Source organism: Synechococcus sp. LA31, assembly GCF_018502385.1.
GTDB lineage: Bacteria > Cyanobacteriota > Cyanobacteriia > PCC-6307 > Cyanobiaceae > Vulcanococcus.
The window spans coordinates 1,005,779-1,029,783 of sequence record NZ_CP075523.1; the positions used below are offsets into that span (position 1 = coordinate 1,005,779).

Annotated in this window: 22 protein-coding genes; 12 read left to right on the forward strand and 10 right to left on the reverse strand. The window is 62.0% G+C overall.

Annotated elements, in window-relative coordinates:
- Position 1: 1 nt before the first annotated feature.
- From KJJ24_RS05425 to fmt, 5 genes are all read left to right on the forward strand, one after another.
- Entirely contained in the window at positions 2-1,384 is a 1,383-nt protein-coding gene (locus KJJ24_RS05425; protein WP_214342113.1) for a TldD/PmbA family protein, read from the forward strand.
- 15 nt (positions 1,385-1,399) lie between these two features.
- Positions 1,400-2,815, forward strand: a complete 1,416-nt coding sequence (locus KJJ24_RS05430; RefSeq protein WP_214342131.1) for a diguanylate cyclase domain-containing protein — start codon at positions 1,400-1,402, stop codon at positions 2,813-2,815.
- A 16-nt stretch (positions 2,816-2,831) separates the two neighbouring features.
- Positions 2,832-4,172 carry a glycosyltransferase family 2 protein gene (locus KJJ24_RS05435; protein ID WP_214342134.1) on the forward strand — a complete coding sequence of 447 codons (1,341 nt, stop codon included), beginning with the start codon at positions 2,832-2,834 and terminating at the stop codon, positions 4,170-4,172.
- Between the two features lie 863 nt (positions 4,173-5,035).
- The gene (locus tag KJJ24_RS05440) at positions 5,036-6,058 is read left to right on the forward strand and encodes an HlyD family secretion protein (protein WP_214342137.1); all 1,023 of its coding nucleotides are present in this window, start codon (positions 5,036-5,038) and stop codon (positions 6,056-6,058) included.
- 86 nt (positions 6,059-6,144) lie between these two features.
- On the forward strand, positions 6,145-7,194 hold the full coding sequence (gene fmt, locus KJJ24_RS05445) for a methionyl-tRNA formyltransferase (RefSeq protein WP_214342139.1): 1,050 nt from the start codon (positions 6,145-6,147) through the stop codon (positions 7,192-7,194).
- On the opposite strand, the gene KJJ24_RS05450 is transcribed toward fmt, so the two are convergent.
- The 5 genes from KJJ24_RS05450 to KJJ24_RS05470 all read right to left on the reverse strand — a co-directional run bounded on the left by KJJ24_RS05450 (position 7,191) and on the right by KJJ24_RS05470 (position 11,201).
- Positions 7,191-7,958: a J domain-containing protein gene (locus tag KJJ24_RS05450; RefSeq protein WP_214342141.1), complete on the reverse strand. Its 768-nt coding sequence runs from the start codon at positions 7,956-7,958 to the stop codon at positions 7,191-7,193. The genes fmt and KJJ24_RS05450 overlap by 4 nt on opposite strands.
- Positions 7,959-7,976: 18 nt before the next feature.
- Positions 7,977-9,194: a DEAD/DEAH box helicase gene (locus tag KJJ24_RS05455; RefSeq protein WP_250544999.1), complete on the reverse strand. Its 1,218-nt coding sequence runs from the start codon at positions 9,192-9,194 to the stop codon at positions 7,977-7,979.
- A gap of 218 nt (positions 9,195-9,412) precedes the next feature.
- Positions 9,413-10,102: a hypothetical protein gene (locus KJJ24_RS05460; RefSeq protein ID WP_250544943.1), complete on the reverse strand. Its 690-nt coding sequence runs from the start codon at positions 10,100-10,102 to the stop codon at positions 9,413-9,415.
- Complete coding sequence (locus tag KJJ24_RS05465; protein WP_214342143.1) at positions 10,099-10,449, reverse strand: DUF6464 family protein; 351 nt, start codon at positions 10,447-10,449, stop codon at positions 10,099-10,101. Before KJJ24_RS05465 ends, KJJ24_RS05460 begins: the two co-directional genes overlap by 4 nt.
- A gap of 5 nt (positions 10,450-10,454) precedes the next feature.
- On the reverse strand, positions 10,455-11,201 hold the full coding sequence (locus tag KJJ24_RS05470; RefSeq protein WP_214342146.1) for a hypothetical protein: 747 nt from the start codon (positions 11,199-11,201) through the stop codon (positions 10,455-10,457).
- Positions 11,202-11,263: 62 nt separating this feature from the next.
- Between KJJ24_RS05470 and KJJ24_RS05475 the strand changes: the two genes are divergently transcribed.
- The 3 genes from KJJ24_RS05475 (at position 11,264) to KJJ24_RS05485 (ending at position 13,266) form a co-directional block, all read left to right on the forward strand.
- Positions 11,264-12,091 (forward strand): hypothetical protein, encoded by an 828-nt coding sequence (locus KJJ24_RS05475; protein ID WP_214342149.1) that lies wholly within the window; start codon positions 11,264-11,266, stop codon positions 12,089-12,091.
- A gap of 147 nt (positions 12,092-12,238) precedes the next feature.
- Positions 12,239-12,808, forward strand: coding sequence for a hypothetical protein (locus KJJ24_RS05480; RefSeq protein ID WP_214342152.1), 570 nt, complete (start codon positions 12,239-12,241; stop codon positions 12,806-12,808).
- Positions 12,809-12,882: 74 nt separating this feature from the next.
- A complete protein-coding gene (locus tag KJJ24_RS05485) occupies positions 12,883-13,266 on the forward strand; it encodes a hypothetical protein (RefSeq protein ID WP_214342155.1) in 384 nt (127 codons plus the stop codon).
- Here KJJ24_RS05485 and KJJ24_RS05490 read toward each other — a convergent pair.
- Positions 13,241-13,981, reverse strand: a complete 741-nt coding sequence (locus KJJ24_RS05490; RefSeq protein ID WP_214342158.1) for a hypothetical protein — start codon at positions 13,979-13,981, stop codon at positions 13,241-13,243. The two genes, KJJ24_RS05485 and KJJ24_RS05490, sit on opposite strands and share 26 nt — an antisense overlap.
- A gap of 44 nt (positions 13,982-14,025) precedes the next feature.
- Between KJJ24_RS05490 and mfd the strand changes: the two genes are divergently transcribed.
- Complete coding sequence (gene mfd, locus KJJ24_RS05495) at positions 14,026-17,583, forward strand: transcription-repair coupling factor (RefSeq protein WP_214342161.1); 3,558 nt, start codon at positions 14,026-14,028, stop codon at positions 17,581-17,583.
- Positions 17,584-17,675: 92 nt separating this feature from the next.
- On the forward strand, positions 17,676-17,867 hold the full coding sequence (locus KJJ24_RS05500; protein WP_214342164.1) for a hypothetical protein: 192 nt from the start codon (positions 17,676-17,678) through the stop codon (positions 17,865-17,867).
- Between the two features lie 2 nt (positions 17,868-17,869).
- Here KJJ24_RS05500 and KJJ24_RS05505 read toward each other — a convergent pair whose 3' ends face one another.
- From KJJ24_RS05505 to KJJ24_RS05520, 4 genes are all read right to left on the reverse strand, one after another.
- Positions 17,870-19,213, reverse strand: coding sequence for a S41 family peptidase (locus tag KJJ24_RS05505; protein ID WP_214342167.1), 1,344 nt, complete (start codon positions 19,211-19,213; stop codon positions 17,870-17,872).
- 80 nt (positions 19,214-19,293) lie between these two features.
- Entirely contained in the window at positions 19,294-20,520 is a 1,227-nt protein-coding gene (gene ispG, locus KJJ24_RS05510) for a (E)-4-hydroxy-3-methylbut-2-enyl-diphosphate synthase (RefSeq protein ID WP_214342170.1), read from the reverse strand.
- A 42-nt stretch (positions 20,521-20,562) separates the two neighbouring features.
- A complete protein-coding gene (locus KJJ24_RS05515; protein WP_214342172.1) occupies positions 20,563-21,207 on the reverse strand; it encodes a uracil-DNA glycosylase family protein in 645 nt (214 codons plus the stop codon).
- Positions 21,208-21,216: 9 nt separating this feature from the next.
- The gene (locus KJJ24_RS05520) at positions 21,217-21,612 is read right to left on the reverse strand and encodes a VOC family protein (RefSeq protein WP_214342175.1); all 396 of its coding nucleotides are present in this window, start codon (positions 21,610-21,612) and stop codon (positions 21,217-21,219) included.
- A 138-nt stretch (positions 21,613-21,750) separates the two neighbouring features.
- Here KJJ24_RS05520 and KJJ24_RS05525 point away from each other — a divergent pair, with 138 nt between their 5' ends.
- Together KJJ24_RS05525 and KJJ24_RS05530 are read left to right on the forward strand one after the other, a co-directional pair.
- The gene (locus KJJ24_RS05525; protein ID WP_214342178.1) at positions 21,751-22,944 is read left to right on the forward strand and encodes a pyridoxal phosphate-dependent aminotransferase; all 1,194 of its coding nucleotides are present in this window, start codon (positions 21,751-21,753) and stop codon (positions 22,942-22,944) included.
- Between the two features lie 77 nt (positions 22,945-23,021).
- On the forward strand, positions 23,022-23,981 hold the full coding sequence (locus KJJ24_RS05530) for a putative selenate ABC transporter substrate-binding protein (protein ID WP_214342183.1): 960 nt from the start codon (positions 23,022-23,024) through the stop codon (positions 23,979-23,981).
- Positions 23,982-24,005 lie beyond the last annotated feature (24 nt).

Below are 24,005 nucleotides of genomic sequence, written 5' to 3' on the forward strand. Positions count from 1 at the left end.
GATGGCGAACAACACCAACGGCAACAACGGTCTTAACGCGAACGCGCTGCGCGCCAGCCTCGAGCAGATCGCAGCAGCCAACGGCATCCGCCGTTGGGACTTGGGAGCCGCTTGCTCAACCGACATCTCTGTGCAGGTGGACCGCGGTGAGGCCAAACAGATGAAAGGTGCGCAACGCAGCTCCATCACCGTGCGCGTGTGGAATGACGAAGGCCTAGTGGGTGTGACCAGCACCTCCGACCTCACCGCCACAGGACTCGAGCGGGCCCTCAGCGGCGCCAAGGAAGCCAGCGCCTTCGGCAACCCTGACGACATCCCCGCATTCTCACCGCTGGCCACAGCCCCCCTCGCGGAGCTGGACCAACCCATCCATCCTCCCCAGGGAATCCTGCGGCTACTCGAGACGCTCAAGGAAGCTGAAAGCGATCTGCTCAGTCGCCATGCTGCGATCAGCACTGTGCCCTACAACGGACTTGCTGAGCGCAACAGCGAGCGGCTCTACCTCAACAGTGATGGTGCCTGCCGCCAGCAACAACTGAGCACAGCCAGCCTCTATCTCTACGCCCGAGCTGAGCAAACCGGCCGCAAACCCCGCAGTGCCGGAGCTGTGCGCCTGGCCTATGGAGCCAACGATCTCGACATCGGCGGCTGCATTAGCGAAGCGGCCGAGCGAACCATCAGCCACCTCAACTACGAACCGATCAACACTGGGCGATACACCTGCGTGTTCAGCCCTGAGGCGTTTCTTGATCTGGTGGGGGCCTTCAGCAACCTGTTCAACGCCCGGGCGGTTCTCGATGGCGTCAGCCTGAGCAACCGCAACTCCATCGGTGAAACGGTGGCTGTGCCCTTCCTCGACATTCACGACAACGGTCTGCACCCAGCCAACATCGGCGCCTCGGCCTTTGATGGCGAAGGCACCCCCACCAAGCGTCTGGCACTGCTAGAGGGCGGTGTGCTCCGTCATTTCCTCCATTCCGAAGCCACTGCCCGAGCCTTCGGCGTTGCGCCCACTGGGCATGCGGGTCTCGGGGCGAAGGTGTCGGTCGGACCGGACTGGTTTGAGATCGGCGCCACGCCAGGAAGCGGGGGCGGCCAGAGCGGTCTGGATCGCTTCAAGGCTGCCGAGCCGATCGTGTGGATCGACTCCCTTTCAGCGCTGCATGCCGGCGTGAAGGCCAGCCAAGGATCGTTCTCACTGCCTTTTGATGGTTGGTTGATCCAAAACGGCGAGCCCCGCTCGATTGAAGCCGCCACCGTTGCAGGAGACATCCGCCAGGTGCTTAAGGCGATCATTGGCTTCGAAGGCGACGCCAAAGTGACGCCCGACGGGCTCTGCCCGATGGTTTGGGTGGAGGGCCTCTCCATCACCGGCGAGGCGTAAGACAGAGCGGGCGCGATGGCACGTCTGGCATGGGTCAGCCTGAATGTGGGGACGACACCATCCCCGCAAATCCAGGGGATGGAGCTGAGCTCGTTTAGAGGGCTGCAGCCGCTGCTGGACCAGCCGCAGCTGTTTGATGTGGTTGTGCTGGATGGCCCGGCAGAAGCAATGGGAGAAGCGGCGCTGCACTTGCGCAGCGATCGCCGCTACCACTTGGAGATCGTCTACATCTCGCGGCCGGGCGACACCTGGTGCGCTGCACTCACCGATGGCGAAATACCCGGAGACGGAACTGCAATCGAATCCGCCTGGCAGCAATGGCACGAACGCAAGCTTCTATTCAACCGAGGACAGACACCAGAACAACTCGATCACACCCTGCTCTGCTGGCTGTGGCTGAGACCTGGCAGCACGATCAAGCAAGTCCGGGCACCGGGCGATCGCCACATCTATCGCTACCCCCTTGTGGACGCGATCGCGAGCGATCAAGGCCTCAGCAGCTACGGCTGGCTGCAACAGAAACGCCAGGAGAATCTGCTTGATGCTGCTGATCTAATCGACCGGATCCGCCAGTGCACCGCCTGCAGCTCAAGCCGGTTGAACTACGTGGATGTATGCCCCGAGTGCCACAGCATCGACATCGTGCGTCAGCCATCGCTCCATTGCTTTGTCTGCGGGCATGTGGCACCCCAGCAAGACTTCCTCAAAGGCGATGCACTGGTGTGCCCAAACTGTCTGAGTCAGCTACGCCATATCGGCAGTGATTACGACAGGCCGATGGAGAACTATCGCTGCCGCAGCTGCGCTGCTTTCTTTGTGGATGCGGATGTAGATGTCCACTGCATCGACTGCTGCAAGGTGAACCGCCCTGATGAGCTGCGGGTGCGCGAGATCCACAGCTTCAAGCTCAGTGAAGCCGGTGCACTCGCATGCCGGCAGGGCCTCAAAAACAACGGCGATATGAATAGCTACTTCCGGCAGCTGAAACTGATGGATAGGGGTGCTTTCATCGAAGCACTGAACTGGCAGATGGCCATTGCCAAGCGATATGGAAAGGCCGGCAACACCGATGCCATCAGCTCGCTGCTCGGTGTACGGATCGAAAACATCCAACAGGTCTTCGCCGCTGTCGGGGAAGCGCGTGCCAGCGCCATGCTCGAGGGCCTACTGGAGCGACTGCAGCAGATCATTCGCGACACCGACCGCTGTACGCGAGGCCGGGAGGATACCCTTTGGCTTTTGCTCCCACATACGCCAGCCAACGGGTTAGATCGCGTGCGGGAACGTCTGGTTGAAGGGCTAAAAACAATCAATTCAGACGGTAGAGCCGAGCTCAACCTCCGTTTTGTCGGCTGTGTGTTTCCGGAGCAGATCCAAAACGAGGAGGATGGGGCGCTCATCTTGGCGCGACTGGCAGGAGATCTGAGCTGACTCCAGTGCGAACGTGATGGAACAGATCCTAGAACAAGCGCTTGATCTGCCAACGTTATTCGAGCAGTTGCAGGGCGTAGATGGCCTTGCTCTTCTGCTACTTCGGCTGTTCCCGCTTTTCCTGGTGGTGGAACTTCCACTCACAATGCTGGTGGTCTTCGGAGTGCTGCGTTGGTGGATCCGTGAGCAAACGCTACCTCCACGCAGATCTCTCTACAGGCCTCGCGTGTCATGCGTGATCACCTGCTACAGCGAAGGAGCAGACGTGCGGCGCACTCTCGAAACTCTATGCGAACAAACCTATGCCGGTGATATCGAGCTGATTCCTGTGGTCGATGGGGCTGCTGTCAATCGCGACACGCTCCAAGCCGTACGTGGGTTTGAACTGCGCAATGAGTTGCGCCGTAACCGCCGTGTTCGACCAATTGCGAAGTGGCAACGAGGTGGGCGTGTGTCATCGCTCAATGCAGGTCTGTCGATGTGTACCGGGAGCATTGTGATGGCTCTCGATGGCGATACGTCATTCGACAACACGATGGTGAGCATGATCGTGCGGCATTTCGAGGATCCAAACGTGCCGGCGGTGGCCGGCAGTTTGCGGGTGCGGAACACCTGGAGCTCCTTTGCCACAGCCATTCAGGCCATTGAATATCTGATCTCAATCCAGATGGCGAAGACCGGCTTGAGCGAGTGGAACCTGGTCAACAACATCTCAGGAGCCTTCGGTGCATTCCGTAGGGAGGTCATCGAGCAGCTTGGTGGCTGGGATACCCACAGCGCCGAAGATCTAGACATCACACTCAGGATCAAGAGTTACTTTGGCCGTCACCGCCGTCTTCGTATCCCATTTGAGCCCAAAGCGATCGGCCACACCGACGCACCCACAAGCATGGTGGATCTGCTGAAGCAACGCATGCGGTGGGACGGCGACCTGCTATTTCTCTATGCCCGCAAACATTCAGGCAGTATCACGCCAAGGTTAATGGGCTGGCCCAATTTCCTGCTGACTGTCGTCAGCGGACTGTTTATCCAGGTTGTGCTGCCCTTCATCATTGTGGGCTACACAATCGCAATGATGTTCACGTTGCCTTGGCAGACGGTCTTGGGGTTGGCGCTACTGGTGGAGATCGTTTACTTCGTGATTCTGGCGCTACAGTTTCTTCTCATGCTGCTACTGGTCTCAGAGCGGCCACGGCAAGACATACGTTTGCTGCCTCTACTGCCGTTATTTCCATTGGCGATGTTTGTCATTCGCTGCTGGAGTGCCATAGCTATTCTCAATGAGCTGCTGCGACGCAGCCATGAGGAAACGTCAATGGCGCCGTGGTGGGTGTTGCGCAAGGCCACTCGCTTCTGATCACGATGCATCAGCACCGCACTGCAACTGCTCTCCTGGTAAGCCTGCTCCTCGCTGCCACACCAAACACAGGGTGTGCGAGGCAAACAAGCGTTCCTGTATGGAATCAGGGCGCCTACATCTGGGATAGCACTGCCTTGTTGAGCAGCCAACAACGATCGAAAGAACTTCAACGCCTCCAAGATCAACAGATGAGACATCTCTTGATCGGGCTCTCCGCCACACAAGTACGCAGTGCAGACAGCAGTGCAGCCCTGCGCGACCTGATCCGTGAAGCCCATGCGCGCGGGCAGCAGGTGCTGCTACTGCTCGGTGACCCTGCCTGGATCAATCCGACGGATCGCCCCCAACTGATGGCATTGATCAGGCGCTTTCAAAACGTGCCCTTCGATGGACTGCACCTTGACTTGGAGGTGGAACAACTGGGGTGGCCTGTTCCCGCAGCACGACTTCAGGATTGGCTCAACACCGTGAAGGAAGCGAAGACGAGGAGCCCTTGGCCGTTGAGCATCTCAGCACACCCACGCTGGTTTGAGCCCAACACGACAGATCAGCCAGGGAAGCCTTGCGTACCTTGTGGGCTAACAGGGTTAGCAGCTGTCAATCTGATGCTGTACTCACGCAATGCAGAGCGTGTCACAGAGCGAACCCTCTCAATCGCCCAGCGCTGGCCTGAACTGCAATTCCGGCTCGCTCAGAGCGTAGAGGCTGGCATGGAACCGGGCCTGAGCTGGAACGGCAGCACAGCTGGCGCATTGCAGATACAGATGAAACGCTGGCGCGCTGTACTAGAGCCTAACGGCATCCAAGGGCTTGACTGGCAGGACTGGGCTTCTTACCCCAAGGAGCCGTAGGCAATGAAGGTGCGCTTCGCAAGCAGCAAGGAGCAAGCCCCTGATCAAGACAACGGACTGCGGGTGCTCTATGGACCCAGCAAGCGGGCTGCCTACAAACTTCGGTGGTACCTGATCGTGGCGCTGGTCAGCTCGCCTTTCTTGTATCTGGCCGGGCGATTGCTATTTGAAGCCCTACGCCCTGAGTTACCTGCGCAGCTCTCGATCCCCATCATCGAACTAAGAGCCAATGTGAGCGGCACCGTGGGAAAACTACCAGTGAAGACTGGCGAGCGGATTCAGGAGGGTCAGCTGCTGATGCAGCTCGACAACCCAGAGTGGCGTTTGCGTCTTCAGCAACTCAAACCGGGCAATCTGCAACGCGATGATGAACTTGGTCGCTCAGCCGAGACGATCGCCAACAACACCATCGGCTTGCAAGAGCAGATGGTCAAGCTCTACCGGGGACTGCAAAGGGAAGGCGGGCTGAGCTCAGCCGAGCTGCTGAAGTCAGAAGTTGAGCTGAACGCTCAAAAGCTTGCCCTGCTTGAGCTTGAGCGCCGACTTCGCCAGGATGACTTTCCTTACAAAGGAGAGCCGATTCAAAACCTTCGTGATGCAAGGGAGAGGAACTGGATTGATGGTCGCCTGAAACTGCTCAACCTGAGGGCTCTCAGCGATGGACGTGTGGCGGACGTGCTGGTGAATCAGGGCGAAAACGTTGGTTCGGGCACCCTGCTGATGAGGATCGAAGAGGATGAAGAACCACTCGTGTGGGTCTATCTGCCACCAAAGCAGGCCCGCCAGGCCCGGGCCGGCCAAGAGCTGGAAGTGGAAATGCCTGATGGCAGCTGGCTTGAAGCAATCGTGATCGACCAAGCAGACATGGCCAGGCGTCTGCCGCCGGGTTTGAACGGCAGTCCCGGCGCCAACAACCTGGCTCTGCAGGTGCCCGTGCGGTTTGTTGAGCCGCTGCCATCGATGTGGCGGGTTGACCAGCTGCCTCTGAGAGTGCGCTTCCCACTGCGCTGGCCGAGGCTGTTTACTCGTTAAAAAGCCCATCGAAAGACTAAACACGGGGCTGAACCCGATCTGGCCTGCCGTTCGGTGAAGACGGCATTGGCCTCGAGAATGGCCGAATGAAGATCCTGTTCTGGGGCACGCCGGCCTACGCCGTGCCCAGCCTTGATGCACTGGTGGCCAGTGGTCACCGGCTTGTGGGCGTGGTAAGCCAACCCGATCGGCGCCGGGGCCGTGGGAAAGCGCTCGTGCCTTCGCCGGTGAAGGCACGAGCCTTGGAACTGGGTTTGCCGGTGTTCACACCTGAACGCATCCGCCGTGAGCCTGATTGCCAACAGCAACTCGCGGATCTTGGGGCAGATGTCTACGTGGTGGTGGCATTTGGCCAAATCCTGCCGCCTGAGGTGCTAGCTCAACCCCCACTGGGCTGCTGGAATGGCCATGGCTCACTGCTACCGCGATGGCGCGGTGCAGGCCCAATCCAGTGGAGCCTGATTGAAGGCGATGGCCACACGGGGGTGGGGATCATGGCCATGGAGGCCGGCCTCGACACCGGACCTGTGCTGCTGGAGCAGCGCATCGAGATCGGCATCAATGAGAACGCCCAGCAGCTGGCTCGCCGCTTGGCGACCCTCACCGGCGAATTACTGGTGGCGGCGATGCCGCTGATCGAGGCAGCAGGCCCTGGTTCCGAAGCCGAACGGCTGAAACGTCTCGGTGTTCGCCTCCAAACCGATGAGGGCATGACCTACGCCCGCATGCTCACCAAAGACGATTACCAGATCGATTGGAATCAATCAGCCCTCGCGATCCATCGGCGGGTGATGGGGCTCTACCCAGGTGCGACCAGCAGTTGGAACGGCAAACGGCTCAAGCTGCTAAACACCGAACCGTTGGTGCGACGCCTTGCCGATCAGCTCACGCCAGAAGCGGCGCCACTGGCAAAGCGCTGGGGGTTACCTCCAGGCGCAGCGGCAATAGGCGATGCCCCGGAGCCTGGCATGGTGCTTGAGGTGGTGCCTGGGCTGGGATTGGTGGTCGCCAGCAACGGTTGCCCCCTGCTGCTGCGCGAAGCTCAGCTGGAAGGCAAAGCGGCAGCCGCCGGCACCCAACTGCTCCAACAACTGCAAGCCAAACCAGGCGATCAGCTCGGAAAGCCAGTTGATTAAGCGATCAGCAACTGATAAGCGGCATTCACCCGCCGAAATACCGCCGCGTCGCCGCCCATGTCTGGGTGATGCTGCTTCACCAGACGGCGGTGGGCCTGCTTAATCGCCTCGCGCGTCGCCCCCCAGGTCAGGCCTAACTGCCGGTAAGCCTCGGCTCGGCTGGGATCGTTCCATGCCTCTGCACCGCTGGTGTCACGCTCGGTACTGCGTCGATCAGTACTGCGTCGATCACTGCGGGTGCGGCGCTCACTTGTGCAGCGTTGACGCAGATCCGCCACCACCCGGCGCGGGTCATCGTCAAGCCATTCCCGGGCACTGACGCCGTAGAGCGCAAAGGCCGCCATCACAGCGAGCAGCTGCTTGCCTCGCAAGGCGCTCAGGGCGGCCTGCAGGTCGTGACCCAGGCCAGGGGCCAAGCGATCGAGGCGTTCCTCGAGGCTGAGCTGGGGCAGAAAACTGGCGCGATTGAGCTGATCGAGCAAGCCCTGCAGACCATGAGCGGCATCGCCAGCCCGCAGCGATGACCAACCGGGTTGCTGAGTGAGCTGCCGGGCCCACTGCTGCACCTGCTCGGGTGTGACCCAGACGGTGCGGTTGTGCGAGCGGGGATCGCGTTCCAGGCATTCATAGCGATCCAAGAGCCGCCGCAGCCGCAACACCTCCCGCTTCAGTGCAGCGTTTTCCTCCAAAAGGGCATCGACATTGCCGGTAATCGGCCGTGAGGAACGAGGACCAGCGGGCCATTGGCGCGGATCAAAGCCCATCGCTCACCGCAGTAGGCATCAACGCTGCCGCGGCCGTGCCGGCGCACTGCGGCCCTCACCTCTGGGACCACGCCCGCCGCCGCCGCGACGACCACCTCCCCCACTGCGACCGCGACCACCGCTGAGATCCAGCGGTGGGGCGGAATGAATGGTGCGCTCAAAGCCGGGGATTTCCTGACTGGGCAGGGGATTACCAATCAAGCGCTCGATGGCCCGCAGCAGCTCATGCTCCTCAGCCGCCACCAGCGACACGGCATGACCGTTACAGCCGGCACGGCCGGTACGGCCGATGCGATGCACATAATCTTCAGCCTGGTTGGGCAGATCGAGATTCACCACGTGCGGCAGCTGGTGGATATCGATCCCTCGGGCAGCGATGTCGGTGGCAACCAGCACACGCAGCTCACCACTCTTGAATCCCGCTAACGCGCGCGTACGGGCACCTTGGCTCTTGTTGCCGTGAATCGCGGCAGCCGCCATCCCTTCCTGAGTCAAGCGATCAGCGATCCGATTGGCGCCATGCTTGGTGCGGGAGAACACCAGCACCTGCTGCCAGTTGTTGCTGCGAATCAGATGGCAGAGCAAATCCGGCTTGCGCGCCATATCGCAGGGATGGAGCAGGTGCTCCACCGTGGTGGCCGTGCGGTTCTCAGGGGTGGCCTGCAGCTGCACCGGGTTGTGCAGCAAGCCGGTGGCCAACTTTTTGATTGAGGCTTCAAAAGTGGCTGAGAACAGCAGGTTTTGGCGCTTCGCCGGCAGCAACGCCAGGATTTTCTGGATGTCGCGGATGAAGCCCATATCGAGCATCCGATCGGCTTCATCGAGCACCAGGATTTCCACCCGGTTGAGCTTCACAGCGTGTTGCTGGGCCAGATCCATCAGCCGCCCTGGCGTGGCCACGAGCACATCTGCACCACCACGCAGCCGCATCATCTGCGGGTTGATTTTCACCCCGCCGAACACCACATCCGAGCGCAAATCAAGGTGGCGCGAATAGGCCGCCACGTTGTCCGCCACCTGGGCTGCCAGCTCGCGGGTAGGGGTTAGGACCAACGCCCGCACCACGTTGCTGCGGGCGTGGGGGCCGTGGCGCAGCCGCTCCAGCATCGGCAGGGTGAAGCCGGCGGTTTTGCCAGTGCCCGTTTGGGCAGCCGCCATCACGTCGCGGCCTTCAAGCACCGCCGGGATGCACTGGGCCTGAATCGGCGAGGGTTGGCTGTAACCCTTCTCGAGCACAGCCTGCACGATCGGTCGTCCTAGACCCAGATCCGTAAACGGCGAGCGAGCGAGCTCCTCCTCAGAGGGAGCTGGCAAAGACGGACCAGCGCTGCTGGCGGCGGCACCTGGGGCAAGGCGCCGGATGCGCTGCCGCGGCGAACGTCCGGCGCGCTGCTCCTGACCCGGAGCTGGGTGAGTGGAGGAGGAGATAGGGCGAGAGCTCGTTGGTTCTCACCCTACGGGCGAGCTGGTGGTGCCATTTCCGTGTAGAGGTGCCGCGCCTGCTCCAGGGTGAGCAGAAGATCGGCATCACTGAGGTCGCAGGCTTCAGGCCATTGGGCCTGCAACCAGCTCCGGAACGTCGCGATGCCGTCGTTGAAGAAGTCGTCCTGGGCGGCCAGCACCCGAAATTTGAGGAACTCCAGCAGGCGTGCCCGCAGCCTGGCTGGTTGAATCAAGCGACAGCGGCGCGGGTCAACCCACACCTCAAACGACTCTCCAGGGCTGAGCAGCCCGAGGGGAGGAGCGAGCAGTTCAAGCCACGAAGGCGGTTGGTGGTGGGCTTGCTTGGTTTCGGGGTGGGGGTAATAGATCAGTGCTTGCACCGGCGGGATGACACCGCTGGCGGGCTGGAGCTGGCATTGCCAGAACGAAAAGGTTTCAGGCGGGTGGCGATCGGTCCAAACCAGCTCCTCCACACGGTGATCGGGATCGGCTAGACGCCATTCCCCAGGGCTGAAGTCGAGATTGAGGGTGGCGAACTGGTAGGCGCTGAGATCAAGGCCACGTTTGGCGAACAGCGGCGCCTGAAGAGCAATCGTGCCTGCGGGATAAGGACTATCGCTTGCTTGGCCCGACGCAACCCCATGACCAGAAACGAGTCGTCCAATGTGAGCGGCTCTTGGCGACTGCTTTGCGTTGATCACGGCTCAGGTCCCGTGAGGCTGAAATGGGCACAGCGCTCACAGGGGCCCTCCGGTAAAACGGCACAGCGCAGCAAAGGGCTGCGGGCATTGAACCGGCAGCTGGGATCACCGATCACCCAGCCGCCCTGCCACCAACGGGCATCCGTTGGCTGCTTCTGAGCTTTCACCTGCAGAGCGATCGAGCTGAGTTCATAGCGGCCACCTCGCAGCTGATAGCGGTGGTGTCGCTGCAGCACCAAAAAACTGCGCTCCTCCACCACCAACCAACGGCCCGGCTGCGGGATGTCCTCGAGCTCGAGACGTTCAAGCAGGCGATTGGTCCCGGCCTGGCGCAGTTCCACATGCATGGTGTTCAGGGTGTGATCTCGCTGGGATCGGGGAGCGGATAGCGCCTGGAAAAGCCCCAGAGAAACAGCAGAGCCACCACCGCCAATAGCACCCACTCAGGCGGCACAAGGCTGGGCATGACCAAGCGCAGCAGCAAGCGCACGCCCACGAGACCGACGGCCAAATAGCCGGCGGTTTCCAGATGGCGGTACACCCCTAGCCAACGGATAAACAGAGCGGATGTGAGCCGAAGCGCCACCACACCGATCACACCGCCGGCCATCACCAGCAGCAGGTTGTCGCTCACAGCAACAGCAGCGGCCACGCTGTCGAGGGAAAACGCCAGATCAGTGAGGGCCAGGGTGCCCACCACCGTCAACAGGCCTCGATCGTGATGGGGAGTCCCAGGCTCCGGTGCATGCTCCTCGCCTGCGGCATCCTTTGAAGCGGCGGCAGGCCAGAGATTGCTCACGCACAACCACAGCAGATACAGCGAAGCCAGAAGCTGAAGGGGCCAGAAATCCAACACCCATCGGGCTACGGCGATCAGCGCCAGCCGAAATGCCAACGCCAGTCCCAAGCCAAGATTGAGCGCCCGCCCTTGCAGCTGGGGATCGCGCAACTGGCGTGAGATGGCCGCTAGAGCAATGGCATTATCGGCCGAGAGCACTGCCTCCAGCGCCACCAGCAGAGGCAGCAACAGCAACAACTCACCCCACTGATCCGCGGCCTGGATCAGTGGGGATAGTGAAGGAATCGACTCCGCTTCCATGCCGCTGTGCAGAGGATTCTTGAAGGAGCCACTCTAGAAACGCTTCCCTACCCATCAACGCCATGCAGACCACTCCGGTGCTGAAGGCGCGGCTACTCCACGCCGCACCCGGTGAGCGGGTGGTGCAGGTGAGCGCCTGGCAGGGAGAGCGCTGCCTGGGAAGCTGCCTTGGGGAGGCCAGCAACGCCGAGGAGGCCGAACAGCGGGCCACCACCCAGCTGCTGCAGCGGCTGGGTGGTTCAGCCTCAGCACCACCGGATGAGCCAACACCGCCAGCGGCGGCGGCACCGGTGCGTCATCCCGTGATCCGTCAGCCGGCAACACTTGAAAAGACGGCAACAGACCTGGCCACCCAAGAACCGCAAGCCCAGGGCGACCTCCTCAGCGCGATCCCCGAGACGGAACCAAGCGAAGCGACGGCTCTCCACGTGGAACCCGCGTCCGATCCAGACGACTGGAGCGATGAGCTGGCCGAGCTAGATGTGCAGCTGCAGCGCATTGGCTGGGACCGCGCCCAGGAGGGCACCTATTTGCAACGAGCCTTCGGCCACCCCAGCCGAAACCGCCTCACCACCTATGCGGATCTCGTGAGCTACCTGCGCTGCCTGCGCAACCTGCCGAGCGGCTGTGATGCTGGCAACGCGCCGGTGCCCCTGCGCCGCAAAGACCTCTTAGAGCAGTGCGATCAGCTGCTGCGCAGCCTCCAATGGGATGCCAGCCGTGGCCGGCAACTGCTGGAGCAGCAGTTCCAGCTCAGCAGCCGGCAACAACTGAGCGACGAGCAATTGCTGCAGTTCAACATGCTGCTGGAGGAAGCGCTGATCCAACCAACCCAGACAGCAGAGACCAGACACGAAAAGCGTTCTCACAGCTTCTCTGGAAACCCCTGAAGGGGACGAGCTGGCGCCATGGCGCCGACGGCCAGGGCGCGCCCCTGAGGCATCGGCGGAAATGCACAACGGGGACAAAACCTTAAGAAAAGAACCTGACCTGGAGAGCTTTTGCTACTAAACAAAGGTCATACAGACTCCAACAACGTGGCACATTCAAAGCTCGGGTCTTTCTACAAAAAGTCTCTTCAGCGAGCAGTTCGCTACCTACATCAATCAGACTGGGACGTTGAATTCTTCAACAATGAGATCGTCTACGGAGAAGGCTTCGATGGCCCCGGCGGAACCATTGCCACTGATCAGCTCGCTCCATTTCTTGAAGACTTTAGTTACATCCCAGAAGACAATATTATTAGCTACGAACTCAACGAAAAGGGCCTAGGACTTGTTGATTTCGAATTCGAAAGAAAAGGCAAAACTTCAGTCGCCACAAAACTGACCAACAAGGCAATGAATCCCGCCATCGAAGGAGAAGAGTACGAACTCTACGTCACAGCTCTTAGGCCTGAAGGCATCTCGCGAAAAAAGCTTGACCACAAACGATCAAACAAGTTCGCGATCACCATGGAATCCACAGACCCGCGAAATGACTCAGTTCAGTTATTCAACGGACATCTTGATATGGAATTAGGAATAATAACACTCAATGCTCTTACAAAACAGGCCGGACTCACGAGCTCCAAGGATATATTACTAGTGAACAGTGACTTGTTTTAATAGCAATGAGCTTGCAGACCAACCGCAAGCTCTGACGTCATCTCACTCCTGCTGATGAAGGCGTAATCCAGCCCATGCCCCGCTACGCCCTGCTCGAGCACACCGGCGCGCCAGACGATCCCAGTAGCTGTCATTACGACCTGCTGCTGGAAGACGGTGAGCACTGCCGAACTTGGCGATTGAGCCAGATCCCCATTGCTGGTGGTGGTGAACAAGAGGCAGTGCCTCTGGCGCCCCATCGGCTGGTGTGGCTCGAGCCACGCAGTGCAGCTGTTTCTGGCAACAGGGGCTGGGCCCGCGGCATCGCCCACGGCGACTACGCCGGTGCCTGGCCCGCGGCAGCCGATGGCCCAGTGGCGCTGGAGTTGCTGAATGGCCCCCTGCAAGGGCGCTTACGGCTGGCGAACGGGAGCTGCAGGTTGGAGGCGAGCCCTACGCCAACCGGCAATGGGCCTTGATCAGCTGAACGCCGAGCTGCAAGTTGTCTTGGTTGGCATAGGCCTCTTCCTCCAGGGCCCGCTCCAAAGCCGTGCTGTTGCGGTAGAGCGGTTCCTGGAGATGCCTTAACGCAGCCCCCTGCACCCGCCGCGATAGGCCCAACTGCCGGGGCTGAGCCGTGAGCGATCCCTGGCGGCAGCTCTGCGCCACATGAATCGCCTCATGGTTGAGCACCCGCGCGAATTCACGGCTTCCCTTGGCCGGTATGTCGGAGCGGATGCGCAACACAGCTCGGGCCGGATCCCACTCCCCCGCGGCGCCTTGCTTGCGCGGTGGCCCGAGCAGCACCGTCACCCCGGCTTGGCGAATCTGGCTGAGCAACAGACGAATCGCCGATCGCTCCGCCGCAAAGCTGGGGGGATGGCGCATCAGCGCCTTGATTTGCTCCAGCGACAGCGGTTGCTCGTCCGGCCGTTTTTTGTAGACATAGCGGGTACCGCCGCCCGGGATCGGTTCCGCCCGGGGCACCCAGGCCTGATCGCCTGCGCCCAGCTGGGCCATCAATCCCGGCTCACGTTCGGGCGTGAGCAGGTAATCAGCAGGACCCAGCGTTGCCATTGGCGCCGGACGCTTGGGCCCATCCGCCATCCGGCTGAGCACAGCCCCGCCAGCCAGCAACAGCACAAGCGGCAACAGCCTGATCAGGCAACCGGAGCGGTCAGGGGCGCTGGCCATCCACCCATTCTTGCGAGGATGGGACGCTGTGCCGATTGAGCTCCATGCCCCTCACCGCCCTGGTGCGCCAGCTGCAGCAGGCTCCGCTCACCGGTGAAGTGCTGCAGCGCAGCCAGCGCAACGAGCGGTTGCGGATGAGCGGAGCGGGACGAGGCGCGCGGGCCCTGGTGAGCAGTGCCCTGGCCACGGCCGCCGAGGCACCGCTGCTGGTGGTGGTGCCAACCCTGGAGGAGGCGGGCCGCTGGGCAGCGCTGTTGGAGCTGATGGGCTGGAGCAGCGCCCAGCTGTATCCCACCAGCGAAGGCAGCCCCTACGAACCGTTCGATCCCACAAGTGAAATCACCTGGGGGCAGCTGCAGGTGCTCAGCGAGCTGCTGGATGAGGAGCGTGCCTCGAAGATGGCCATCGTGGCCACCGAGCGGGCCCTGCAGCCGCATCTGCCGCCGCCAGCTGCACTAAATGCCCAGTGCCTAAGCCTGCGCAAGGGCGACACAGTGGACCTCGAAGAGCTGGGCGAAACCCTCACCCGCCTGGGCTACGAGCGCGTCACCGCGATCGAGCAAGAGGGCAGCTGGAGCCGCCGCGGCGACATCGTGGATGTGTTCCCGGTGAGTGCCGAGCTGCCGGTGCGGCTTGAGTTCTTCGGGGAAGAACTGGAGAAGCTGCGGGAATTCGATCCCGCCAGCCAGCGCTCCCTCGATCCGATCGAGGTGGTGCGCCTGACCCCCAGCGGTTATGGCCCCCTGATCGCCGATGGCCTGCGCGAGGGGATGCCGGATGGGCTGGATCAGCTGCTCAGCCCGGAGGCGTTGGAGCAGCTGCTCGAAGGTGGCACCCCCGAAGGCATGCGACGGCTGATGGGGTTGGCCTGGAGCGAGCCCGCTTCCCTACTCAGCTATCTGCCAGCCAACACCTTGATCGCGGTGGACGAGCGGCGCCATTGCCTGGCCCACGGCCAGCAATGGTTCGACCACGCCAGCGATCACCACAGTGAGGTGAGCGAAGAGCTGGGGGTGGCGTTGCCGGCCTCGCTCCACCAGGCTCCGGAGCTAGCGCTGGCCAGCACCGATGCCTTCGCGGGATTTGATCTAGCGGAGCTGCACGAAAGCGATCAGCACCCCAACAGTTTTGATCTGGCCAGCCGGCCGGTGCCGGCCTACCCCAATCAGTTCGGCAAGCTGGCCGAGCTGATCAAGGGCTTCCAGCGCGAGAAGGCACGGGTGTGGCTGCTGTCAGCCCAGCCCAGCCGCGCAGTGGCGCTGCTTGAGGAGCACGACTGCATCACCCGCTTCGTGCCCAATCCCGGCGATCAAGCCTCGATCGAGCGGCTGATCGAGCAGAACACGCCGGTGGCCCTCAAAACCAAGGGCACCGCTGAGCTCGAGGGCTTGCAGCTGCCGGCCTGGAAGCTGGCGCTGATCAGCGACCGCGAATTCTTCGGGCAGCAGTCGCTCACCGCCACGGGCTATGTGCGCCGGCGCCGCAAGGCCGCTAGCCGCACGGTGGATCCCAACAAGATGCGCCCCGGTGATTTTGTGGTGCACCGCAACCACGGCATCGGGAAGTTCATCAAGCTCGAAAAGCTGGCGATCAGCGGCGAATCGCGCGACTACCTGGTGGTGCAATACGCCGACGGCCTGCTGCGGGTCGCCGCAGACCAACTCGGCAGCCTCGGCCGCTACCGGGCCACCACCGAGCAACCGCCCGATCTCAACCGCATGGGCGGCACGGCCTGGAGCAAGGCCAAGGAGCGGGCCCGCAAAGCCGTGCGCAAGGTGGCGCTGGATCTGGTGAAGCTCTACGCCGAACGCCACCAGGCCGCGGGTTTTTGCTTCCCCGCCGATGGCCCCTGGCAAAGCGAACTGGAGGAGTCGTTCCCCTACGAACCCACGCCCGATCAGCTCAAGGCCATCGCCGATGTGAAGCGCGATATGGAAAAACACCAGCCGATGGACCGGCTGGTGTGTGGGGATGTGGGCTTCGGCAAAACCGAGGTAGCGATCCGCGCCATCTTCAAGGCGGTAACAGCGGGTAAGCAGGTGGCCATGCTGGCCCCCACCACGGTGCTGGCGCAGCAGCACTGGCGCTCACTGAGTGAGCGTTTTGCGCCCTATCCGATCAAGGTGAACCTGCTCAACCGCTTCCGCACCGCGAGCGAGCGCAAGGCGATTCAGGAGGGCCTGGGGGAAGGCACTGTCGATGTGGTGGTGGGGACCCACCAGCTGCTGAGCAAGAACACCACCTTCAAACAGCTGGGGTTACTGGTGGTGGATGAGGAGCAGCGCTTCGGCGTGAACCAGAAGGAAAAGATCAAGGCCCTGCGCAAAGACGTTGACGTGTTGACCCTGTCGGCAACGCCGATCCCACGCACCCTCTACATGAGCCTCTCCGGCGTGCGGGAAATGAGCCTGATCACCACGCCGCCGCCGCTGCGCCGACCGATCAAAACCCACCTGGCCGCCCTCGATGAAGAGGCCGTGCGCAGTGCCATCCGCCAGGAGCTCGATCGCGGCGGGCAGATCTTTTACGTGGTGCCACGGGTGGAGGGGATCGAGGATGTTGCCGCGGGGCTGCGGTCGATGATCCCCGGCCTACGCCTGCTGGTGGCGCACGGTCAGATGGCAGAAGGCGAACTGGAGAGCGCCATGGTGGCGTTCAATGCCGGCGAGGCCGACCTGATGCTTTGCACCACGATCGTGGAGAGCGGCCTCGACATTCCGCGCGTCAACACGATCCTGATCGAAGACGCCCACAAATTTGGCCTAGCCCAGCTGTATCAACTGCGGGGCCGGGTGGGCCGCAGCGGCATCCAGGCCCACGCCTGGCTCTTCTATCCCGGTGATGCCTCGCTCAGCGATGCGGCGCGGCAACGCCTGCGGGCCATCCAGGAATTTGCCCAACTCGGCAGTGGCTACCAGCTGGCCATGCGCGATATGGAAATCCGAGGTGTGGGCAACCTGTTGGGGGTGGAGCAGAGCGGCCAGATGGAAACCATCGGCTTCGATCTCTACATGGAGATGCTCCAGGAATCCCTGGCAGAGATCCAGGGGCAAGACATCCCAGCCGTCGACGACACCCAGATCGATCTGCCGATAACCGCCTTCATCCCCGGCGACTGGATCGCCGACAACGACGAGAAGATGGCGGCTTACCGCGCCGCGGCCGACTGCGGCAGCCCCGAGGCACTGCTGCAACTCGCCACCGACTGGGTGGATCGCTATGGCGCCATCCCGGCACCGGTGATCTCGCTGCTGCAATTGATGGAGCTAAAACTGCTGGCCAAGCGCTGCGGCTTCTCGCGCATCAAACCCGACAAACCAAACATCGCTTTGGAAACGCCGATGGAGGAGCCCGCTTTCCGCCTGTTGCGCCAGGGCCTACCCCAGCACCTGCATGGTCGGTTGGTGTATCAGGCGGGGTCCGGCAGCACTGCCAAGGTGCTGGCCCGAGGGCTTGGGGTCCTGCCAATGGAGAAACAGGTGGAGGAGCTGATGGCCTGGCTCAAGCAGATGGCCGAGCAGATCCCCGGTTCTGATGGGCTCACCGATGCTCAGCGCGCAGAGCAGATCAAGGCCAAAAATGAAGCCGTAGTTGCAGTGTGAGCCTGTCAAGACAAGCCGTCGACAACCTTCGCCAGCTCTCTCAGACGCGCAAAAATCCGTTACAATTCTGAGAAGTTGTGTAACGGGATCCGATGGGCGCTGGTCTGGGCGAGGTGATGGATCTGGGCTCAAGCTTTGGCAACGGTGGTCTCAGCCTGATCTCCTCCCTCGTGGGCCTGGTTGCCCTCGGCATCTATGTGCTGCTCAAGGGCGATACCGGCAATGACGATGACGACTCCACACCTGGTGGTGGTTTGATGCAGCCCGTGGGCAGCGCTGCCTGAGCTCAGCGGCTGCTGCCTGCTCCACTGAGAGCCGCCGGCACGTTGGCGCTGTTGGGGTTGTAGAGCTTGGCCTTGGTCAACCCATTGCTGCTCTTCACCTGCTTGAGCAGGCTTGATTCAGCCACGCGGTATTGGCTGTCTCTACTGGTACCCAGATCCTCAAGCCGTAGTTTCTGAGCCTCAGCAGCTGTGAGCTTGGCGCGGACATCGGGATCGATGCCGTGCTTGTGAATATCACGGCCGTTGGGGGTGAGGTATTTCGCAATGGTCACCGTCATGCCGGAACCATCGGAGAGCCCCCGAACCGACTGCACAAGGCCTTTGCCGAAGGTTTTCTCACCAACCACCACGGCACGGTGGTTGTCTTGAAGAGCACCCGAGAGGATTTCACTGGCACTGGCCGACCCCTCATTCACCAACACAACAAGTGGCTTCTGCGTCAGAGAGCGGCCGTTGGCGCGCTTGGTGTCTTCAATGCCGTCGCGGGTCTTGGTGGAAACAATCACTCCCTCATCCAGCCACTGACGCGCAATGGTGATGCTCGCCATCAACAAACCGCCGGGATTACTACGCAGATCCAGCACATAGCCCTGAACGTTCTCACCCTCAAGCTTTTTGAGGGCATCCGCCATGTCCTTGGCGGCATTGGCATTGAACTGCTTCAGGCGGATGTAACCGATACGCGTGCCATCCGCGGAGGTGTTCACCTGGCTGTCAACAGCATGCAGTTCAATGCGAGCACGCACCAAGGGCGTATCCACGACCTTGCCATCACGTCGCAGCTGAAGGGTCACGGTGCTACCGGCCTGACCGCGAATGAGCTTCACCGCATCCTCGGTGGACATCCCCTTGGTGCTCTTGCCGTCGATCGAAAGGATCACGTCCTTGGGCATCACCCCGGCACGGGAAGCGGGTGACCCCTCAATCGGGCTCACCACGACCAGCTCCTTGGTCTCCTTGTCGAGGCTTAGTTGGATGCCCACCCCGGTGAGTTCACCGGAGGTGTCGATCTGCATCTCCTTGAACTCACGCGGGTCCATGAACCGCGTGTAGGGATCATCAAGGCTGGCCAACATGCCACGAATCGCCTCATAGCTCTCCTTGGTGCTGCCATAGCTCTTGGAGAGCACCTGGCGGCGCAGGGTGCGCCAACGCTCCGGCGTGTACTTGCCGTTGATATCCAGGTAGTCACGGAAGACGATCTGCCAGGTCTGATCGATGACCTCCTTGGGACTATCACTAATCAGTGAAGCAGCACTTGGAGCGAGCAGAGGCGGAAGCGTCACCGCGCTCAATGCACCCACACCAACCAGTACCAAAAGGCGTTGGGGGCCAGCCTTGCTCATATCGCGCTCCCGATCTCTTGGAGTCTCCTCAAGCTAGCCCCTGAAACAGAAGCCGGAAGGAGGGAAAACCGGAGAAAGCGTCAGGGATCAACCCAGCGCCCGTCGTCCTTGATCAGAGCGATCAACGCCTCAACACCTTCGGCCTCCGGCACCCGGCGAATCTCCTCACGGCCGCGATAGAGAGAGATCACACCGGGGGTCTTACCGACATAGCCGTAGTCGGCATCAGCCATCTCACCGGGGCCATTCACGATGCAGCCCATCACGGCGATATCAAGACCCGTGAGATGGGCGGTGGCACTGCGCACCTTGTGAAGCACCTCCTCAAGGTTGAACAACGTGCGGCCGCAACTGGGGCAGCTCACGTATTCCACCATCGTTTTGCGTAGACCCAACGCTTGAAGGATCGAGTAGCAAACAGGAATCTCCTTCTCCGGCGCTTCGGTGAGGGACACCCGGATCGTGTCGCCCAAGCCCTCGCTCAACAAGGTGGCAATACCGGCGGTGCTTTTGATCCGGCCATAGTCGCCATCACCGGCTTCGGTCACACCGAGGTGCAGGGGGTAGTGGAACCCTTCGGCATCCATGCGGTCGGCCATCATCCGGTAAGCGGCCAACATCACTGGCGCCCGCGACGCCTTCATCGAAATCACGATGTTGTGGAAGTCGAGCCGGTCGCAAATGCGAATGAATTCCAAGGCGCTTTCCACCATCCCCAAGGGGGTATCGCCGTAGCGGAACAGCATCCGCTCCGCCAGCGAGCCATGGTTCACGCCGATGCGCAGGGCCTTGTCCTGCTGCTTGAGCAACTTCACGAGCGGCTCAAAGGTTTCCGTGATGCGATCGCCGATGGCGGCAATCTCGGCATCGGAGAACTCAGTGCGGTTGGGATCGGGTTTGTCGAACACGAACAAGCCCGGATTGATGCGGACCTTGTCCACATGCTGTGCCACCTCGAGGGCAATCTTCATGCCGTTGTGGTGCACGTCAGCCACTAGGGGCACCGGCTTGTAGCTGCTCTCCAGGCGTTGGCGGATCTCGCCCATGGCCTTGGCATGGGCGAGAGAGGGCACCGTGACCCGCACGATCTCGCAGCCCGCCTCATGCAGACGGCGGATACCGGCGGTAGCACCTTCGATGTCGAGGGTGTCTTCGTTGATCATCGATTGCACCACAACCGGGTGGTCGCTTCCCATCCAGAGATCGCCCACCCGCACACTGCGGGTTTTGCGCCGCCGGATCACCGTGTCGTAGCGGGGGTTGAGCGCAGCCTCGGTTGCTGGATCAGAAGCAAGGGAGGCTGTCATGGCAGCAGGGTGCTCAGAGGCCAAAGAGGTGGCGCAAGCCTGTCACAGCGGCGTGGTGATTTGGGCGAGGCGGCGTTGCACATCCTGCAGGTCGTGCCAGGTGAGCCACTTGGGAGAGCCCCTCTCCTTGGAGGCATTGCGCAAGAGATACGAGGGGTGAAAGATCGGCATCAACCAGCGACCCTGCAGCCCCCCCGCTTCGTCCTGACGCCACTGACCGCGCAACTTGCTAATTCCGCCCTTGATCCCCAGTAACCCCTCTACGGCCGTGGCACCGGCCAGGAGGATCACCGCCGGATTCACCAGCTGGATCTGCTGATCAAGCCAGGGACGGCAGGCCGCCATCTCCAAAGCCGTGGGCTTGCGGTTCTCCGGAGGCCGGCACTTCACGATGTTGCAGACATAGGCATCGCGGTTGCTGTTGATCCCCACACTGTCGAGCATGCGATCGAGCAGCTGGCCGGAGCGACCCACAAAGGGCGAACCCTGTTCATCCTCCTGGGCACCGGGGCCTTCGCCGATCACCATCAGTGGGGCTCGCGGATTCCCGCGACTCACCACCACCTGGCTGCGGCTGGCGCCAAGAGCGCAGCGCCGGCAGCCATCGCAGGCCGCAGCCAGCTGGTTCAGATCGTGCTCAAGATCAGGTGCAGCAGGGCCGGTGGGATCAACTGGAAGCAAGGTCATCGAGCGACTTTATGAATCGCTCACCAGCAGCAACAGGCCATTGCCCTCGGGATCCAGCATCCACACCTCAGAGCCAAAGGGTTCGATGCGTGGAGTATCCAATGGTTGAGCTCCCAGGCTGATCGCTTGAGCCAACCAAGCCTCAAGCGCTGATGGATGGCCACTGCACCGCAAACACACCGCCAGGCGACCGCGCTGCGGGGGTTGAGGCCGCGCCTGACTGGGCCGATAGAGCTCTAGCCAGCCCGCACCTGGCAGCAACACACGCCAGTGGGCGGCACTCAAGCCCGCCATCGGTGAAGCCCCGACAAGAGCGGCATAAAACGTCGCCAGGGCTTGGGGATCATCAGCAGCCAGCACCAGCGCCACCTCAAGGCCGTTGGTTTGGAGAGCGGAAGGGGCCATCGGCAGCCGCGTGCAGGCGCAATCTTGTCGCGCCGGTCGCCAAAGGGTGTGCGCTGAACGCTTGCCGGGAACGAGATACGGCAGGATGAGATCACACCGGCAAAGCCCTGCGGCGTTGCCCCTTTCGTCGCTGCGCCGATGCTGCGCCCGCCCTCTCAGCGCCCCCTGACGCTGTCCGCCCGGGCCGAGGCTCTTCAGCCTTCCCTCACCCTGGCCATCGCCGCCAAAGCCAAGGCACTCAAGGCCGAAGGCCACAACATCTGCAGCCTCAGTGCCGGCGAACCGGATTTCGATACGCCGGGCTTCATCCGCGATGCCGCGGCAGCTGCCCTGCAAAGTGGCCACACCCGCTACGGCCCCGCCGCCGGCGAACCAGCCCTCCGGGCTGCCATCGCCGCCAAGTTGAGCAGCGAGAACCAGGTGCTCACCCAGCCCGACCAGGTGCTGGTGACCAACGGCGGCAAGCAAGCGCTCTACAACCTCTTTCAGGTGCTGCTGGGTCCCGGCGATGAAGTGCTGCTTCCATCGCCCTATTGGCTGAGCTACCCAGAGATCGCGCGCCTGGCCGGGGCATCAGTGCAAGTGCTGCCGAGTTCGGCGGCCGATGGTTTCCGAATCGATCCGGCCCAGCTTGAGGCAGCGATCACTCCCGCCAGCAAGCTGCTGGTGCTCAACAGCCCCAGCAATCCCACGGGCATGGTGCTGAGCCGCAGTGATTTCGAGGCCATCGCCGCGGTGCTGCGCCGCCATCCCCAGGTGGCTGTTGTGTGCGACGAGATCTATGAGTTCCTACTGGAACCTGGCCTCCAACACCACAGCTTGGCGGCGGTGGCACCAGACCTAGCTGATCGGATCTTCAGCGTGAATGGTTTTGCGAAAGGCTGGGCGATGACGGGCTGGCGCATCGGCTGGTTGGCCGGCAACAGCGCGGTGCTCAAGGCAGCCATTGCCTTGCAAAGCCAGAGCACCAGCAATGTGTGCAGCTTTGCCCAATTCGGTGCCCTAGCAGCGATCGAGGCGTCGCGCGATTGCGTGCATGCCATGGCTGAACAGTTCAATACGCGACGGCGTCTGCTCAGCGATGGCCTGCAGGCCATCAGCGGTTTGCAGCTACACCCGCCTCAGGGCGCTTTCTATGCCTTCCCGGACATGCGCAGCAGCGGGCTCGATTCGATGAGCTTCTGCAACCGTCTGCTGGATGAACAGGGCTTGGCGGTGGTTCCCGGCGTGGCCTTCGGCGATGACCACTGCATCCGGCTGTCCTGCGCCGCAAACGAGGCCACGATCGAAGACGGCCTAGCCCGGCTAGAGCGGTTCCTGCGCAGCCTCTGAAACGGCGCTGCAGCAGCAGTGCCGAGCAGCGTGGACAATCAGCAAGCAACCGTTTGCGGACCGTTCCGCATCTGCACATGATCAAGCTCTCTCGAGGTGGCCGAGAACGTTCGGCCGCCGTGCTGGCCGGCATCAGCCTGGCCCTCGCTCCGGCGGCCCTTCCTGTTGTGATGCCAACACTGCAGCCCCTGCCGGCAGCCCAGGCTCAGCAGAACAGCAAACCCGTGCTGCGCATCAGCGCCATCCCCGATCAGAAGCCTGAGAAGCTGAACCGGCTCTATGGGCTGGTGGCCAATGAGCTGAGCAAGCAGCTTGGTGTTCGGGTGCAATACGTGCCCGTCACCAACTACGCCGCGGCCGTGAGCGCCTTCCGCACCGGCAACATCGATCTGGTCTGGTTCGGTGGCCTCACGGGTGTGCAAGCCCGCCTCCAGAAACCTGGATCGAAGGTGATCGCTCAGCGCGACATCGACGCCTCCTTCCACACCATCTTCATTGCCAACACCAGCAGCGGCCTGAAGCCGGTGAGCAGCCTGCAGGGCCTCAGCCAACTGAAAGGCAAGCGCTTCACCTTCGGCTCGGAGAGCTCAACCTCCGGCCGTCTGATGCCGCAGTATTTCCTGGGGCAGGCCGGCGTCAAGCCCAACCAATTCGCCGGCGGTGCTCCCGGCTTCAGTGGCAGCCATGACGCCACCATCGCTTTGGTGCAGAGCGGTGCCTATCAGGCCGGCGCCGTGAATGAGCAGGTATGGCGCAGCAACCTGAGCGAGGGCAAGGCCAACCCCGCCAAGGTGATGGCGATCTGGAAGACGCCGGGCTACCCCGATTACCACTGGATCGCCCAGCCTGATCTGGACCAACGCTTCGGCAAAGGCTTCACCACTCGCATCCAGAAGGCCATCCTCAGCTGGCGCAGCAGCAACCCTGAGCAGAAGCAGATTCTGAGCCTCTTCGGAGCCCAGAAGTTCATCGCTGCAAATGCCAGCGAGTACAGCCGCATCGAACAGGTAGGCCGGCAGATCGGGAAGATCCGTTGATCGCGGGCTGAGCAGAGCAGCAGG

What these genes read in the sequence shown, in the direction of transcription:
- KJJ24_RS05475 (WP_214342149.1), top strand. Translation starts at nt 11,264, where the DNA reads ATGCAGACCACTCCGGTGCTGAAGGCGCGGCTACTCCACGCCGCACCC.
- KJJ24_RS05515 (WP_214342172.1), bottom strand. Translation starts at nt 21,207, where the DNA reads ATGACCTTGCTTCCAGTTGATCCCACCGGCCCTGCTGCACCTGATCTT.
- mfd (WP_214342161.1), top strand. Translation starts at nt 14,026, where the DNA reads ATGCCCCTCACCGCCCTGGTGCGCCAGCTGCAGCAGGCTCCGCTCACC.
- fmt (WP_214342139.1), top strand. Translation starts at nt 6,145, where the DNA reads ATGAAGATCCTGTTCTGGGGCACGCCGGCCTACGCCGTGCCCAGCCTT.
- ispG (WP_214342170.1), bottom strand. Translation starts at nt 20,520, where the DNA reads ATGACAGCCTCCCTTGCTTCTGATCCAGCAACCGAGGCTGCGCTCAAC.
- KJJ24_RS05485 (WP_214342155.1), top strand. Translation starts at nt 12,883, where the DNA reads ATGCCCCGCTACGCCCTGCTCGAGCACACCGGCGCGCCAGACGATCCC.
- KJJ24_RS05490 (WP_214342158.1), bottom strand. Translation starts at nt 13,981, where the DNA reads ATGGCCAGCGCCCCTGACCGCTCCGGTTGCCTGATCAGGCTGTTGCCG.
- KJJ24_RS05425 (WP_214342113.1), top strand. Translation starts at nt 2, where the DNA reads ATGGCGAACAACACCAACGGCAACAACGGTCTTAACGCGAACGCGCTG.
- KJJ24_RS05430 (WP_214342131.1), top strand. Translation starts at nt 1,400, where the DNA reads ATGGCACGTCTGGCATGGGTCAGCCTGAATGTGGGGACGACACCATCC.
- KJJ24_RS05520 (WP_214342175.1), bottom strand. Translation starts at nt 21,612, where the DNA reads ATGGCCCCTTCCGCTCTCCAAACCAACGGCCTTGAGGTGGCGCTGGTG.
- KJJ24_RS05465 (WP_214342143.1), bottom strand. Translation starts at nt 10,449, where the DNA reads ATGCATGTGGAACTGCGCCAGGCCGGGACCAATCGCCTGCTTGAACGT.
- KJJ24_RS05500 (WP_214342164.1), top strand. Translation starts at nt 17,676, where the DNA reads ATGGGCGCTGGTCTGGGCGAGGTGATGGATCTGGGCTCAAGCTTTGGC.
- KJJ24_RS05530 (WP_214342183.1), top strand. Translation starts at nt 23,022, where the DNA reads ATGATCAAGCTCTCTCGAGGTGGCCGAGAACGTTCGGCCGCCGTGCTG.
- KJJ24_RS05505 (WP_214342167.1), bottom strand. Translation starts at nt 19,213, where the DNA reads ATGAGCAAGGCTGGCCCCCAACGCCTTTTGGTACTGGTTGGTGTGGGT.
- KJJ24_RS05525 (WP_214342178.1), top strand. Translation starts at nt 21,751, where the DNA reads ATGCTGCGCCCGCCCTCTCAGCGCCCCCTGACGCTGTCCGCCCGGGCC.
- KJJ24_RS05470 (WP_214342146.1), bottom strand. Translation starts at nt 11,201, where the DNA reads ATGGAAGCGGAGTCGATTCCTTCACTATCCCCACTGATCCAGGCCGCG.
- KJJ24_RS05450 (WP_214342141.1), bottom strand. Translation starts at nt 7,958, where the DNA reads ATGGGCTTTGATCCGCGCCAATGGCCCGCTGGTCCTCGTTCCTCACGG.
- KJJ24_RS05435 (WP_214342134.1), top strand. Translation starts at nt 2,832, where the DNA reads ATGGAACAGATCCTAGAACAAGCGCTTGATCTGCCAACGTTATTCGAG.